Consider the following 14218-nt stretch of genomic DNA (forward strand, 5'->3'; position numbering starts at 1 on the left):
ATCTCCACCACATCCGGAGGTCTTCCATTTGATCAAGCATCAGCTACGGCGAGTCACCAACCTGATGGCCGAGTACACCTAGCGGGAGTCCTTCACCGTCAGAATCATGTCGACCAAGATAATCCGGAACGCGACGAAGCCGACGATGACCAGCGCGGCGACGACGACGATCGCGAGCAGCAGCCTGCCGTTCAACTTTCCCCCATTGGCGTCCACGACCCGGTGCAGCAGCGCGAGCCAGTTGCGTTTGTCCATGCCCGAGACGGTAGGAACCGGTCGGGGTGGAGCGGGACCTCCGAAGGGTGGAGCGCGGGGTGGAGACCGTGGCGCGAGATCACTCGCGGCGATCCTAAAATCACCGGGAGTAGTGTCCGCCGAGTTGATCCACTGAATCCGGAGCTCCGTCTTGATGTCACAACGGCGTGCCCTCGCCCTCGCGGTGGCCCTGCTCGCCCTCGTCACCGCGACCGCCACCGGGGCCGCCGAGGCGCGCCAGGCCCCGAGTCCGTGTGTACGGGCCGGCCAGGCGAAATACCCGGTGGACTACGAATGGAAGGACGGCTCCGGCGCGCAGCAGGGTCTTGGCAGGGCGACGGTGGAGACCACGCCCGCGCTGTGGGGCGGCCAGATCGCGCCCGGCTCGACCTTCACGCTGCGGATCGCGCACACCACCTTCAGGTGGCCGGGGGTCGGCTACACCAGCACGTGGGACATCAGCTCACTCGTGGCCAACGCCGACATCATCAGCCAGTCGGGCGACGGGACCGTGGGCGGCGGCGTCCTGACGATCTCGTCGCACCTCGGTATCGACTCCGAGCCCAAGGTCATCACCTTCCGGGTCAAGCAGGGCACCGCCGGGCGCGGCATGGCCGTCAAACCGCGCGACATCACCAGCTACGGCCTCTTCGGACAGTTCGCCGGCAACACTCCCGCCCCTCAGATCCAGATCGCCGACGGCCGGTCCATCTCACCCACCACCGCCGTGAACGACACCGCCACCACCAGGCACGACACGGCGGTCGCCATCCCGGTCCTGGCCAACGACGCCGGCACGGCCATGGGCGTGATGATCACCGCCGTCGGCAGGCCCGCCCGCGGCACCGCCATGCTCTCCGGCGACCGCATCATGTACTCGCCGCCGCCCGGCAGCGTCACCGACACGTTCACGTACACGATCACTACCCCCTGCGGCACCGGCACGGGGACCGTCACCGTCGTCGTCACCTGCGCCGCCGACCCGATGACCCTGGCGAACGGCGGCTTCGAGTCCCCGTACGTCGACTCGGGCCGGCGGGACGTCCCCGACGCCGCCACCGACCCGGCGGCCGGATGGCGCACCACCGCCTCCGGCGGCATGCTGACGATCCGGCGTGGCGGTTTCCAGGGTGTGTACTCGGCCGAGGGGCGGCAGTTCGCCGAACTCGGCGCCACCGGGCCTTCGGCCGTCTACCAGGACGTGCGGACCGTGCCCGGAAGGTCCATGCCCTGGTCGATGTGGCACCGGGGCGGCGCGGGCACCGACGTCATGCGGGTCCTGATCGGCGCACCGGGCGCGACCGTGGCCCAGACCCCGGACGGGGCGACCTCACGTGACATCGCCACCGACGGCACCGCCTGGCGGCGGTACTCGGGGACCTACTTCGTCGCGCCGGGACAGACCACGACCCGCTTCTCCTTCCAGGCCGTCTCCTCGGCGGATGGTGGCGCCACCGGCAACTTCCTCGACGGCGTCGTCCTCCAGACCGTGCCCTGCCGGCCGATCAACTGACGCGTCGCCACTCCTGCTCGACGGCGACCTCAAGGCGTAGATACGCGTCCACCCAGGCGTCTTCTGCCGTCTGGTCGCCCTCGCGGGTCAGTGTGGCCGCGAAGGTCGTGACGGCCCGGGCCATGCGGTGCAGGCCGAGTGTGGTCAGCCGTTCCGCCGCGATCGCGAGCCGGTCGCGGTAGGACGGGGGCAGGTGGCGCAGGCCGCGATGGGCCGTCTCCGCGAGGAGGTCCCGCGTGTCGATGAGGGTCGCGGTCAGTGGTTCCTGCGGGGTGTCGTCTGAGGGGGAGAGGTAGCCGGCCCCGCTCGTCGGTTGCAGGTCGGGGGCCACGACGCGGTCGCCGACGGACAGGCCGATCGGTTCGATGACGACGGTGCCGCCCGTGCGCCGGACGATGCCGCTGACGAAACGTGGGTCGCTGTCCAGCGCGGTCGCCAGGGAGTCGAGGCGGCCGGGGGTCGCGCTGGTGTGGGTGGCGCTGATGACGGCGGTGTGGCCCGCACGGTCGGCGATCACCGCGTCGAGGCGCTGGTCGCCGGGGGCGTAGGTGATGGTTCTCACTTCGGCGACGGCGACGACCCTGACGAGCTCCGCCTCGACCCGGGGGCGGATCGGGCGTGGGGGGAGGGCGTCGAGTTCGGTGGCGAGTGCGGCGACGTCGGTGGCGACCAATGAGGGTGGGAGTTCGTCCCATGTGCCCCGGGACGGGGTGATGGTGGTCTTGGCGATGCGGCCGGTGGCCAGGCGGACCGTCCGGCTGGCGCTGCGGATCGCCGATTCGGTCACGAGGTTGCCGGTGGCGAGGGCGGCCAGGGTGGTCGTGCCGATCCGGCGCCGGGCCAGGGCCGGGCCGTCGTCGTCGCCGTCCCAGTGGCGGCGGAGTACCAGCACGCCGGAGCTGTGGGCGAGGTAGACCTCGGCGATCCGCTGTCCGCCCAGGGCTCTGATCCGGCAGCCGAGGCCGTCGAGGCGGGCCCGGCGCAGCGGGGTCTCGGCAGCTTCGGTGGTGCCCAGAACGCTGGTGCGCAGGGTGGCGTCAGGGTGGATCACGGCGCGGTGGCGGGCGTGCAGTTCGGCGAGGTGGCTCGCGAGCAGCTCGGGGCGGTAGTGGGCGGCGCGGTCGCGATAGGCGGCCAGCTGGTCGGCGAGATCGGTGACGGCCAGCAGGGGCCAGCGCAGCCCGGCGTCGTCGAGGTGGCGCTTGACGTGGGTGATCGTGGCCTCAAGACCGGGGCCTAGGTGGGTCGCACCTTCGTACAGGACCATGCTCGCCAGCCCGAGCGCCCGCTCCACTCCCGAACCGGCCCCGGCCTCGACGGCGCCCCCGACCTCGACCCGCACATCCGCCGCGCCCGGGTGCCCGTCATCGGCGGCCCGGAACGCCCACACCGCGAGCGCGATGACGTCGTCACGACTCCCGTCGGCGGCATCGGTGTGCACGAAACCCAGGTCGCCCGGCACCAGAAAGCGCACGGTCGCGCTGGTCAGCTCGACCTGCGGCACCGGATCGGCGGCCGTGGCGCGGCGGACCCTGGCGGTGTACCCGGCCCGCTCGATCCGTCGGGCGGCGGCCATCATCCGGACACCGATCCTGACGGTGAGCTCGTCATCGGTCACCTGCCCTGGCGACCAAGACAGACTCGTGCTCAGGTCTGGGCTTTGGGCTGCGCGTTGGTAGGCGAGGATCATGCCGAGCAGGTGGCGGCAGGCCGCGGTGGCGCCGCAGGTGCAGTGGCCGCTGTCGAGGCCGCCCGGGGGCAGGGTGGCCGTCGGGCCGTTCGGGAAATCGCCGTGAAGGGTGCCGTCGGGGTCGGTGCGTAAGCCAGGGGCGGCGGTGTCCAGATCCTTGGTGGCGCGTTTGACCAGGCCTCGGTTGGTCAAGGCCGCGAGGGAGTCGAGGGTCAGGGCGAGGAGGTCGGTTCTCATCGGCCCACGTGTTCCGCGACGAACTCCGCCAGTTCGCCCGGTGTCATCGCGCCCACGTGCGCGCCCGCGTCGGCCAGACGCTGGGCCAGGGCCCGGTCGTAGTCGGGGTTCGCCTGTTCGTCGAGGGCGGCCAGGCCCAGCACCTTGGTGCCCTGTGCGACCAGGCCGCGCACCACGCGGACCAGCCGGTTGGGGTCGCCGCCCTCGTAGAAGTCGGAGATCAGCACGACGATGGTCCGCCGGGGCTGGTCGACCAGGCCGGCGCCGTAGGTGGCCGCGCGGGCGATGTCGGTGCCGCCGCCCAGCTGGACTTTCATCAGCAGTTCCACCGGGTCGTCGACGTCGGCGGTCAGGTCGACGACCTCCGTGTCGAAGGCCACCAGGTGGGTGCGGACGCCGGGCAGGCCCCACAGGCAGGCCGCCGTCACCGCCGAGTGGATCACCGAGCCGACCATGGAGCCCGACTGGTCGACGAGCAGGATGACCTGCCACTGCTCCAGGTGGCGGCGGGTGCGGGTGAAGAAATACGGAGTTTCGATCACGACCTTGCCGGTCTCCGGGCGGTAGCGGCCCAGGTTGGCGCGCAGGGTCCGGGTCAGGTCGAAGTTGCGGGCCTGGCGCAGGCGGCCGGGGCGGCGGGCCTTGGCGCCGGAGAACGCGGTCCGGACCTCGGTGGCGAGTTTGTCGGTCAGTTGCCGGACGACCGTTTCGACGATGCGCCGGGCCAGCAGCAGGACCTGCGGGTTCATCAGGTGCTTGGTGCGCAGCACCGCTTTGAGCAGGGTCGGGTTGGGTTCGATGCGCTCCAGGACCGCCGGGTCGGTCACCACGTCGTGGATCTCGTAGCGTTCGACGGCGTCGCGGTGCAGCCGTTCGATGGTCTCCTTCGGGAACAGGCGGGTGATGTCGTCGAGCCAGTCGACCGTGGTCACCGCCGATGGGCCCAGACCGGCCTGTCGTACACCCCGGCGGCGCAGGTCGTCGTCGCGGCCGTAGAGCCAGTCGAGGGCGGTGTCGCGGGCGGCCGCTTCCGGGGTGAGACGCTGTTCGCCCAGGCAGGCGGCGCCGGGTTCGCCGAGGAGCAGGCGCCAGCGTTCGAGGGTCATGACGTGATCAGTCCTTCGCGGCGGAGCAGGGTGTCGACGCGTTCGTCGAGGGCCAGGCCGGCGGCCACCAGCTCCGGGGGTGCCGTCAGGCGGATCGGGATCTGGATGCCCTGGGCCAGGCGGGTGGCGATGTGGTGACGTTCACGCGGGGGGAAGTAGGCGAACGCCTGGCGGAGCGCGGGCAGCGCGACCAGGAAGTCGTGAGCCGTCATCGCGCCGACCAGTTCGTTGAGCAGGTCGAGCATTCCGGGAGCGTGCAGGACCTCTTCGCGGGCGAGGGCGAACAGTCCGGCCAGCCAGTCGCCCGCCGATGCCGGGGTGAAGGCGCCGCGCACCGCGTCGGCGGGGTCGGCGGTGGCGGTGCCGCGCAGGGACCAGGCCAGGCCGAACGCGGCGCCGCGCAGGTCGGGGGGCACGTCGGGGGAGGCGGCGAGCCGGTCGGCGACGCCCAGCGCCGCTTCGGTGTCGAGGTCGAGCGGGGTGCCCGCGTGGGTCAGGGCGTCGCGGACGGCGACCACGGCGTCGATCCGCCTCGGGTCGGCCGGTGCGGGGCCGCCGCGGACGCCCTCGGCCAGCCACAACGCGCGGCGGGTGGCCGCGGCGACGACCGTGCCCAAGGTGAGACCGGGATCGTGGCGCCACATCTCCAGGGCGACGGCGAGGGTCCGGCCCAGGGAGCCCAGGTCGGTGGCGGTGCCGACGGCCCCTGCCAGGTCGTCGAGGACCCGGCCGGTCAGGTCGCCGAGGCCGCACAGCGCCAGGTCGAAGAGCAGGTCGGTGAGCTCGTTCATGTCCGCGGACGCGGCGGCGACGCGTTCGGTGAAGAAGGCCGCCGCGGCCTCCTGCGGGTCGACTCCGTAGCCGCCGGCCTCGATCAGGGCGGGCAGGCGGTCGTCGGAATCGGTCAGTGTCCAGTGTTCGACCAGATCACGGGGTCTCGACGCGCAGACGAAACCGGGGATCGCCAGCACCCGCAGCCGGTGCAGGAGGCGGCTGCGGTCGCGTTCCTCGCCGAGGTCGAGGCGGAGGTCGCGGGTGCCGTCGAGGCCGTGACCGCTCAACTGCTCGGTGACCGCGTGGACGAGTGGCGGCAGCGGCGTCGACGGATGCAGCCGCCCCACCCGGTCTCCGCTGAGCGCGGCGACCATCTCGACGATCACCGGGTGGGTCCCTTCCCGCAGCCTGCCGCCGGTGGCCCACGGGAGCGGGGTGTCCAGCGCCTCGCCGATCAGCGCGGCGGCCAGGCCGTCGAGCACGTCGACCCTGGCGGGATGCCGGTGGCCGCGCACGAGGGCCAGGCCGTCGGTGGTGGCGCGGGCGGCGATCAGGTCGGCGGTGGACACCGTCCGGCGCCGGGCGCGCAGGCGGGCGGCGACCGCCTGGACGAGCTCGCGGGCGGCCTCACGCGGGCCCGACTCCCATACGTGCTGGTAGTAGGCCGGTGACGGCATGCCCGACTGGTAGCCGTCGAAGGCGTCCAGCCGCCGGAACGAATAGGGCACCAGATAGCTGCCCACGACCGCGTCGGCGGGGGGTGCGGGCACCTCCGGCCACGTCGAGTCACCTTCCGAGGCCAGCCGGATCAGCGCCGGACGGTGGAAGCCGCCGGTCACCACGACGACCGGCCGGTCGCCCGCGTCGGCGACGGCGGCCCGGATCCACTGAGCCATGTACGCCTCACGGGCCACGTCGTCGGGGCCGGGGAGTGCGTCACCACGTACGAGATCGAAATAGGTGGCCAGTCGTTCGGCCAGCCCCTCTGCGGGCTCTATCTCGAAGAGGTGGTCCCACAGGGCGTCGGCGTTGTCGACGGCGAAGGTGCGGCAGAGGCGTTCCGTCACCTCGGCGTAGCGGGCCTCGGCGTCGGCGTAGCGGTTGCGCACTCCGGCCAGGGCCGGATGCCAGGCGGGGAGGTCGATGAACCTGACTTCGGCGCCGACGGCATCGGCCGAGGTCAGGGCCGTCCACTCCGGGGAGTAGTCGCACAGCGGGGCCCACGAGCCGTGCCTGCGCTCGGCGTCGCGGTAGCCGGTGTAGACCGCGATCGGCAGGTCGTGGCCGAGCAGCAGTTCGCCGAGCCGGTGGTTCAGGTCGGCGGGGCCCTCGACCAGCACGTAGGCCGGACGCGACTTCGTGATCGTGTCGGCGACCAGCCGGGCGCAGGCGGGGCTGTGGTGGCGCACGCCGAGGAACGTGGCGGTCATCGTCAGCCGGGGAGGTGGTGGCGGGCGTCGTACAGGGGACCGGAGCGCCGGTGTTCCAGGTAGCGGCGGAGTTTGGCCAGGTCGTCGGGGCTGTCCTTGGCCGCCGTCCCGGCCAGGCAGGTGACCAGGTCTTCGGCGGTGCCCGGCTCGCCGCGCAGGAACCAGCCGCGCAGGCCGACCGCGTGGGCGACCGAGACGGCCTCGGCGGTGCTCATCACCCCCGACAGCCGGTCGCCCTGGCCCTGGCGCAGCTCGCGGAACGCGGTGACCAGCACCTCCAGCACGTCGCGGCGCGGCGCCGCCCCGACCCCCGAACGCTTCAGCAGCGCGGTGGCCTCGGCCTCCACCAGCGACAGCTCGGTGTCGAAGTCGGCGATCGGGAAGACGGTCTCGAAGTTGAAGCGACGTTTGAGCGCGGCGCTCATCTCGTTGACGCCCCGGTCGCGGGTGTTGGCCGTGGCGATCACGGTGAAGCCCTCGCGGGCGAACACCATCGCCTCGGGGCCGGTCAGCTCGGGGATCGCGAGCGCCCGGTCGGACAGCGGCGACAGCAGGCAATCCTGCACTTCGAGGGGGCAGCGGGTGATCTCCTCGAAGCGCACCACCTTGCCCTCGGCCATGCCGCGCAGCAGCGGCGCGGCCACCAGCGACCGGGCCGACGGACCCTCGGCGACCAGCAGCGCGTAGTTCCACGAGTACTTGATCTGGTCTTCGGTGGTGGCCGCACCGCCCTGGATGGTGAGGGTGGACGTGCCGCTGACCGCCGCCGCGAGCAGCTCCGACAGCAGCGACTTCGCGGTGCCCGGCTCGCCGACCAGCATCAGGCCCCGGTTGGTGGCGAGCGTGACCAGGGCCCGGTCGATCAGCGACGGGTCGCCGACGAACTTGCGGGAGACGCCGAGGTTCTCGTCGCCGATGACGAAGCGGCGGGCCGCCCGCAGGCTGAGCGCCCAGCCCGGCGGCCGGGGGCCGTCGTCGGTGTTGCGCAGCCGGTCCAGCTCGTCGGCGTAACGCACCTCGGCCGGGGGCCGCTGCACCTGATCGTTCATCGGACCAGCTCCGACAGATCGCGCATGATCTCGGAGGTGGTGACGGGGTCGAGGCCGTCGAACAGTTCCTTGGAGACGCGCAGGGCCTGCTCCTCGTCCATGTCGATCCAGCCGATGGAGACGCCGGGATCCAGGTGGACCGTGACGATCGTGCCGCCGGGTACGTCGCGCTCGATCCAGCACTGGGCACCGGCGTCCTGCGGGGCGCCGCGCCGCCAGCCGCGCCGTTCCAGGCCCAGCACCCGGCCGGTCGGGATGCCGGTGAGCCGGTCGAAATCGAACTCGGCGACCGACGTGAAGACCTCGCGGCCGAGCTGCGGGAACGGCTGCAGGATCTCGTAGTCGGCGAACACCTCGGCCCACGCGCTCAGCGCCCCGCCGAGCTCCAGCGGGTGGACGATCCCGACCGTCACATCGGTGGGCAGGGTCAGCGTCTCGTCGCCGATGTCGGCGAACGTGCGGTCTTCGGCCACGCGCAGCACGCCGAGCAGGTCGCCCGAGGCGTCGTGGTAACCCCACGCCAGCCGCCGCACGATGTGCCACAGCAGCGGATGGCCGACGAACAGCCGGGTGAAGTCGTCGACGCTCCAGCGCCGCCGCAGCACCATCGCCTGCTCCAACCGGCGGATGTTGTCGGCCGCCACCGTGCGGACGTCCTTCTTCAGCCCGGCGAACCGCTGGTAGGCGGCCGGGGCGAGCTCCGCGTCGTCTTTGACGCCCGGCTTCGGCAGGGTCTTCAGCCGCTTGCCCGTGGAGTCGACGACATAGGGCTTGAGCTGCTCGTCGAAGCCGACGACGAACCGCCGGGGGCCGTAGTCGAGGGTCAGGCTGCCGTCGTCGGCCAGCCCGAAGCCCGGCACCAGGCGGTCGGCCAGTTCCTGCGGTTCCAGCCCCAGCCGCTCGGCGACCTCGGCCATCTTCTGCCCGGCCTTGCTCTTCAGCCCGGCGAACCTGACCTTCTCGGCGATGCCGTGGAGGTGCATCAGCGCGACCTCCGACCCGAGCGTGGCCAGGACGTCGAGCCCGGCGACCGCACGGGCGTGCCCGCCCTCCCCGGGCCAGACCCGGATCAGCGGGGCCAGCCTCCGCACGGTCTCGTCGTCGCCGAGCAGCGCGAGGCCGTCGAGGATCCAACTCTCCTTGGACGGATATCCGGCCGCCTGCCACCGCTGGAACAGCGCCCAGCCGAACTCGGCGAGCGTGCGCCCGTCGCAGGCCTCCCTGACCGGGACGACCCCGGCGTAGGGCTCGCCGGGCCTCGAGATCGCCAGCATCGTGACCACATGACGCGTCGCCTCGGGCGGGAGACCGCCGCCGCCGCGCAGCCGGATCGGCGGCAGGAACGCGGGATCGGCCCACGCGGGGACCACCGGCACCTTGGCGGGCACCAGGTCGAGCGGGTCGGTCGCGAGCAACTCGGTGATCGCCTTCTCGGCGGCCGGGCCATAACCGGCAGCGGCCGTGGTCACCGTGTCGCGGTCGATCAGGCATAACGCCTGCTCCGCCTGGCGGCGGGCCGGACCGGCCTTGCCCAGCGCCCGGGGGATCAGCGCGCGGGCGGCGGCCTCGGGGTGCCGCGCCAGCCAGGCCAGCGCGGTCGGCCGCACCGTCTTCAACCGGGCCAGCCACTCGGCCATCAGCACGGCGATCTCCGGACTGGCGAAGGGGAGCAGCGCCGGGGCGATGTGCTTGGGCACCTTCGGGGCCTGGTCGACGGCCATCGGCAGCGCGGCCATCTCGAACCGGGCGACCACCGCCCGCATCCAATACCAGTTGCCCCAGACGTCGCCCGGACGCCACGCGCCGATCAGCGGAGCGGCCAGTTCTTCGGGCCCGGTGACGAAGAAGCACGCCTGTTCCCACGAGCCGCCCCGGCTCTGCGGGGCCTGGGCGATGGAGGCGGCGACCTTCGTCCAGTTCCGGAGGTGGCCGCCGCTCCAGCCCGCCGCGGAGTGCAGCCAGGACTCCCGCTCGCCCGGCGCCCACACCACCGTCGGCCCGTCGGCGCACACCAGCCCGTTGACCACCACCGGTTTGCGGACCACGCCGGGGCGGGTCCACGGCGGGCTGACCAGCACCTGAGGCAGGGCCTCGGACGGCGCGTAGTCGACGGATGCGACGGCCGCGGCGGCGTCGATCCGCTGCGCGGCGGCGGCGCTCACCTCGTCGCGCACCTCGCCGGCCAGGTCGGGGTGGCCCAGCACGTGGGCTCGCAGCAGGTCGCCCGCGATCTTGCCGCCGGATTCGGCCAGCAGCCGCATCGCCCGGCGCGGGTAGCGGGCCGCCGCCCGCGCCACCGGCGGCTGGCCGTATTTGTGCCCGACCCGGTCGATCAGCGCCCGCATCGCCGCGTCGGTGGGCAGTTCGGCGAGCATCATCTGGAGCCGCCGCTGGTCTTCCACGCCGTAGGCGTCGTCGAGCCAGCGGGCCAGCACCGGCACCGCCGCCTCCTCACCCATGCCGTCGACCAGCGTGGCCGGAAGGGTGAGGGAATGGGCCAGGGAGTAGAGGTTCACGTGATGGGCGAGCAGGTCGGCCTGGCCCGGGGTGCTGATCGCGGCGACCAGGATGCGGGCGAGCCCCTGGTCGAGCCCGACGACCTCGGCGCAGTCGGCGTCGACCCACGCGGTCTCGGTCGGCACCAGGTAGGAGGCGGCCACCCGATGGTGCGGCCCGCCCGCGCGGCACCGGGCCAGCGCGGCCACCGCCTCGGCGTAGTCGGCGCCGGACGCCGCCGCGAGCGCGGCCCTGACCCGGCGGGGCAGCTTCTCCCGGTGCCCCCACCACCCGTGGGCGGCGCCCTCGGTCGCGGTGAGCCGCCGCACCGGCAGGCCTGGCCGGGTGAGGTCGCCGTCGAGGTCGTCGAGCCCGCATTTCAGCGAGCTCAGCTCGGCCACCGCCGCCGCCGCGAACGCCGGGCCGCGCTCGGCCAGCCACACGTCGGCGAACGCGGGCGGCGTCGTCGTGTCACGCCAGTCGCGGAAGGTGCCGACGATCTCGGCGACCACGGCGGCGCCCAAAGGTGGGCTCTCGGGGTCTCCGGCCAGGTAGGCGGTGCCCGCTTCGACGATGTCGGAGTCGGCGCACCGGGCCAGGCACTGGGGGATCGTCTGACGGTATTCGTCGAGGGCTTCGGCGATCATCGAAGACGCGTCGAGCGGTTCCACGGGCACCGGCACGCCACCCCGCCGGGGATGCAGCTCGCGCACCCACGTGGGCGGCATCGTGAAGCGGTCTTCGGTGGTCATGCCGGTACCTCGCAACGGTCACGTGATCAAGGACAAGCACAAGCTAGCCCGTGTGACCGACAAATATCCGGCCGCGGAAAGCCACGTACGGAGGAAGCGGGACGGCCCGTCACTAGGGTGCACTCACCATGAGGATCACCGCTCTCGCCTGCGTCCTGGCCCTGTCGGCCTGCAGCGCCGCCGACTCCTCCGTGCGGCCGCCGGCCGACCAGATCGCGTGCGCGTCGTACACCTGTCAGGTCGGCACCGACCCGGCGATTCTCGTCCACGACCTGGCGGACGCGAACTTCCTGTCGCTGGACGCCCGGCTCTCGTGGCTCGGCGACACCTCGTGCCTGGTCGTCGCCCTCGACGGCCTGACCGCCGTCCCGCTCTGGCCCGGCGGCACCACGCCGCTGCGCGCCCCCGACGGCAGGCGCGGCGTGACCGTGCCCGGCAGGGGCGAGCTCCTCGACGGCGACACCTTCACGACGGGCGGGTCGTGGGTGCCGTCGAACGGCGCCGCCACGCCCCCGGCCGGATGCGGCGGCTACGACGGATTCTTCGCCATCGACAGCTTCTCGTCGTAGGAGTCGCGGGCGGCCAGGACGTCGCCGATGTTCAGGTCGGCCCAGGTCGTGATGGCGTCGACCACACCTTCGAGGCTGCGGCCCAGGGGGGTGAGCTCGTAGTCGACCCGGGGCGGCACCACCGGGTAGACGGTCCGGGTCACCAGGCCGTCGCGTTCGAGGCCCCGGAGCGTCTGCGTCAGCATCTTCGGGGTCACGCCGTCGATCTTCCGCGACAGCTCCGTGAAGCGGAGCGGCCCGCCACGGAGATGGCTCACGATCAGCACGCTCCAGGCGTCGCCGATCCGGTCGAGCAACTGTCGGCTCGCGCAGTCGTGCATACGTGTCACCTGCTCACTATCCTCCAGGTGCGTACCGCACTTCAAGGTGCCCTCTATCACTTGGGAAGTAAGCTCTGACCTGCCCTGTTCCCTCGGTTACCGAACCAATGAGAGGAACCAGAGATGACCTACGTCGTCACCGGCGCCACCGGGCCCTTCGGCCGCCTCGCCATCGAGAGCCTGCTCCGCCGGGGCGTCCCCGCCGGGCGGATCAGGGGTCTCGGGCGCCAGATCGAGAAGTCCGCCGACCTGGGTGTGGAGATCCGCCACGCCGACTACGACGACCCCGAGTCGCTCCGCCTCGCCTTCGAGGGCGCGACCAAGGTGCTGTTCGTGTCGGGCTCGGAAGTGGGCCGGCGGCTGGAGCAGCACGCGAACGTCGTGGCCGCGCTGGTCGAGGCGGGGGTGGAGCTGGTGGCGTACACGAGCATTCTCAACGCGCCCGCCAACACGATGGAGCTGGGCAAGGAGCACCAGGCCACCGAGAAGCTGCTGACCGACTCGGGGCTGCGCACGGTCTTCCTGCGCAACGCCTGGTACTACGAGGTGTACACCGCACAGCTCCCCACCTACCTCGAACATGGCGTCGCGGGCGCGGCCGGTGACGGCCTGGTCAGCGCCGCCGCCCGCGCCGACTACGCCGACGCGGCCGCGGCGGTCCTCACCCAGGAGCCCGACAAGGGGGTGTACGAACTCGCCGCCGAGGTCTTCACCCTGGCCGGCCTGGCCGAGGCGATCGCCGAGGTGAAGGGACGACCGGTCTCCTACGCACCGCTGACCGCCGACCAGTACCGGGAGGTGCTCCTGTCCTCCGGCCTGCCCGAGGGGATCGCCGGTTTCGTGGTCGACATCGACCTCGGGATCGCGGCGGGCAACCTGGAGACCACCAGCGACGACCTGGCGAAACTCCTCGGCCGCCCGCCCGTCTCCCTGCGCGAGGCGCTCGCTCAGTAGGCGCCCGCCGACGCGCGCTGCGGCGCGTGGGCGAACGCGGCCATCCCCTCGGCGAACGCGACCCGGGGCGCCCAGTTCAGCTCGCGCCGCAGCCGCGCCGAGTCGGCCGTGATGTGCCGCACGTCCCCGAGGCGGTACTCCCCGGTCACCACCGGCACCGGCCCGCCGACCGCGCCGGCCAGCGCCGCCGCCATCTCCCCGACCGTGCGGGGCTCGCCACTTCCGGTGTTGTACGCCGCATGGGTCCCCTCGGGCCGCTCGCCGACACCCTCCAGCGCCCGCAGATTCGCGGCCGCCACATCGGTGACGTGCACGAAGTCACGCCGCTGCCCGCCGTCTTCGAACACGCGGGGCGCCTCACCCCGGGAGAGGGCCGACCGGAAGAACGACGCCACCCCCGCGTACGGGGTGTCGCGGGGCATCCCGGGCCCGTAGACGTTGGGGTAGCGCAGCGAGATCGCGGTCCCGCCGGTCGCGCGGGCCCAGGAGGCGGCCAGATGTTCCTGGGCGAGCTTGGTGGCGGCGTACACATGACGCGGGTCGACGGGGGAGTCCTCCCCGACCAGCCCGGGTTCGAGGTCGGCCCCGCACCACGAGCACCGCAGCTCGAACCGCCCCGCCTCCAGGTCGGCGACGTCCCGGGGACCGGGCCGGACCACGCCGTGCAGCGGGCAGGAGTAGCGGCCCTCGCCGTACACGACCATCGATCCGGCCTGGACCAGCCGGGTCTTCCGCAGCTTCGCCATCACGGCCAGCAGGACGGCCGTGCCGTGGCCGTTGCACGAGACGTAGTCGGGCGCGTCCGCGAAGTCCCGGCCCAGCCCGGCCATCGCCGCCTGGTGGCAGACCGCGTCGACCCGCTTCATCGCCTTTTCGAGGGCGTCGCCGTCACGGACGTCACCGCGCACGAACTCGGCGTCGGGCGGCGATGGGTCCCCGGGATGGGAGGCGGGCAGCAGGGCGTCGTACACGACCGGTTCGTGCCCGGCCGAGGCCAGCGCGGTGACGATGTGCGAGCCGATGAACCCGGCTCCTCCTGTGACGAGAACTCGCATGTCAGAGACGCTACGGAA

Annotated in this window: 11 protein-coding genes; 3 read left to right on the plus strand and 8 right to left on the minus strand. The window is 72.6% G+C overall.

Features of this window, described 5'->3' with window-relative positions; translation table 11 throughout:
* Positions 1–78 precede the first annotated feature (78 nt).
* Positions 79–255 carry a hypothetical protein gene (locus tag ACYQ78_RS38950; protein WP_459806027.1) on the minus strand — a complete coding sequence of 59 codons (177 nt, stop codon included), beginning with the start codon at positions 253–255 and terminating at the stop codon, positions 79–81.
* A gap of 154 nt (positions 256–409) precedes the next feature.
* On the opposite strand from ACYQ78_RS38950, the gene ACYQ78_RS38955 reads away from it, so the two are divergent.
* Positions 410–1768 carry an Ig-like domain-containing protein gene (locus tag ACYQ78_RS38955; protein WP_459806028.1) on the plus strand — a complete coding sequence of 453 codons (1359 nt, stop codon included), beginning with the start codon at positions 410–412 and terminating at the stop codon, positions 1766–1768.
* On the opposite strand, the gene ACYQ78_RS38960 is transcribed toward ACYQ78_RS38955, so the two are convergent.
* Genes ACYQ78_RS38960 through ACYQ78_RS38980 form a run of 5 tightly spaced genes read right to left on the minus strand, consistent with a single transcriptional unit; the run spans position 1761 to position 11302 of the window.
* Positions 1761–3695, minus strand: a complete 1935-nt coding sequence (locus ACYQ78_RS38960) for a hypothetical protein (protein WP_459806029.1) — start codon at positions 3693–3695, stop codon at positions 1761–1763. The genes ACYQ78_RS38955 and ACYQ78_RS38960 overlap by 8 nt on opposite strands.
* Entirely contained in the window at positions 3692–4801 is a 1110-nt protein-coding gene (locus ACYQ78_RS38965) for a VWA domain-containing protein (RefSeq protein ID WP_459806030.1), read from the minus strand. The genes ACYQ78_RS38960 and ACYQ78_RS38965 overlap by 4 nt, the downstream gene beginning before the upstream one ends.
* Complete coding sequence (locus tag ACYQ78_RS38970) at positions 4798–7005, minus strand: DUF5682 family protein (RefSeq protein ID WP_459806031.1); 2208 nt, start codon at positions 7003–7005, stop codon at positions 4798–4800. Before ACYQ78_RS38970 ends, ACYQ78_RS38965 begins: the two co-directional genes overlap by 4 nt.
* A gap of 2 nt (positions 7006–7007) precedes the next feature.
* Positions 7008–8054: an ATP-binding protein gene (locus ACYQ78_RS38975; RefSeq protein WP_459806032.1), complete on the minus strand. Its 1047-nt coding sequence runs from the start codon at positions 8052–8054 to the stop codon at positions 7008–7010.
* Entirely contained in the window at positions 8051–11302 is a 3252-nt protein-coding gene (locus ACYQ78_RS38980; RefSeq protein WP_459806033.1) for a DUF4132 domain-containing protein, read from the minus strand. The genes ACYQ78_RS38975 and ACYQ78_RS38980 overlap by 4 nt, the downstream gene beginning before the upstream one ends.
* A 128-nt stretch (positions 11303–11430) precedes the next feature.
* On the opposite strand from ACYQ78_RS38980, the gene ACYQ78_RS38985 reads away from it, so the two are divergent.
* A complete protein-coding gene (locus tag ACYQ78_RS38985; RefSeq protein ID WP_459806034.1) occupies positions 11431–11871 on the plus strand; it encodes a hypothetical protein in 441 nt (146 codons plus the stop codon).
* Here the strand turns inward: ACYQ78_RS38985 and ACYQ78_RS38990 are convergent.
* Positions 11832–12191 carry a winged helix-turn-helix transcriptional regulator gene (locus tag ACYQ78_RS38990; RefSeq protein WP_459806064.1) on the minus strand — a complete coding sequence of 120 codons (360 nt, stop codon included), beginning with the start codon at positions 12189–12191 and terminating at the stop codon, positions 11832–11834. The genes ACYQ78_RS38985 and ACYQ78_RS38990 overlap by 40 nt on opposite strands.
* 123 nt (positions 12192–12314) lie before the next feature.
* Here ACYQ78_RS38990 and ACYQ78_RS38995 point away from each other — a divergent pair, with 123 nt between their 5' ends.
* The gene (locus tag ACYQ78_RS38995; RefSeq protein WP_459806035.1) at positions 12315–13145 is read left to right on the plus strand and encodes an NAD(P)H-binding protein; all 831 of its coding nucleotides are present in this window, start codon (positions 12315–12317) and stop codon (positions 13143–13145) included.
* Here the strand turns inward: ACYQ78_RS38995 and ACYQ78_RS39000 are convergent.
* Positions 13139–14200: an NAD-dependent epimerase/dehydratase family protein gene (locus tag ACYQ78_RS39000; protein ID WP_459806036.1), complete on the minus strand. Its 1062-nt coding sequence runs from the start codon at positions 14198–14200 to the stop codon at positions 13139–13141. The genes ACYQ78_RS38995 and ACYQ78_RS39000 overlap by 7 nt on opposite strands.
* Between the last annotated feature and the right edge of the window lie 18 nt (positions 14201–14218).

The organism is Herbidospora sp. RD11066, assembly GCF_054661255.1.

Coding starts and splice junctions, on each gene's coding strand:
- ACYQ78_RS38965 (WP_459806030.1), bottom strand. CDS start 4,801: ATGACCCTCGAACGCTGGCGCCTGCTCCTCGGCGAACCCGGCGCCGCC.
- ACYQ78_RS38950 (WP_459806027.1), bottom strand. CDS start 255: ATGGACAAACGCAACTGGCTCGCGCTGCTGCACCGGGTCGTGGACGCC.
- ACYQ78_RS38970 (WP_459806031.1), bottom strand. CDS start 7,005: ATGACCGCCACGTTCCTCGGCGTGCGCCACCACAGCCCCGCCTGCGCC.
- ACYQ78_RS38990 (WP_459806064.1), bottom strand. CDS start 12,191: ATGCACGACTGCGCGAGCCGACAGTTGCTCGACCGGATCGGCGACGCC.
- ACYQ78_RS38960 (WP_459806029.1), bottom strand. CDS start 3,695: ATGAGAACCGACCTCCTCGCCCTGACCCTCGACTCCCTCGCGGCCTTG.
- ACYQ78_RS39000 (WP_459806036.1), bottom strand. CDS start 14,200: ATGCGAGTTCTCGTCACAGGAGGAGCCGGGTTCATCGGCTCGCACATC.
- ACYQ78_RS38975 (WP_459806032.1), bottom strand. CDS start 8,054: ATGAACGATCAGGTGCAGCGGCCCCCGGCCGAGGTGCGTTACGCCGAC.
- ACYQ78_RS38980 (WP_459806033.1), bottom strand. CDS start 11,302: ATGACCACCGAAGACCGCTTCACGATGCCGCCCACGTGGGTGCGCGAG.
- ACYQ78_RS38995 (WP_459806035.1), top strand. CDS start 12,315: ATGACCTACGTCGTCACCGGCGCCACCGGGCCCTTCGGCCGCCTCGCC.
- ACYQ78_RS38955 (WP_459806028.1), top strand. CDS start 410: ATGTCACAACGGCGTGCCCTCGCCCTCGCGGTGGCCCTGCTCGCCCTC.
- ACYQ78_RS38985 (WP_459806034.1), top strand. CDS start 11,431: ATGAGGATCACCGCTCTCGCCTGCGTCCTGGCCCTGTCGGCCTGCAGC.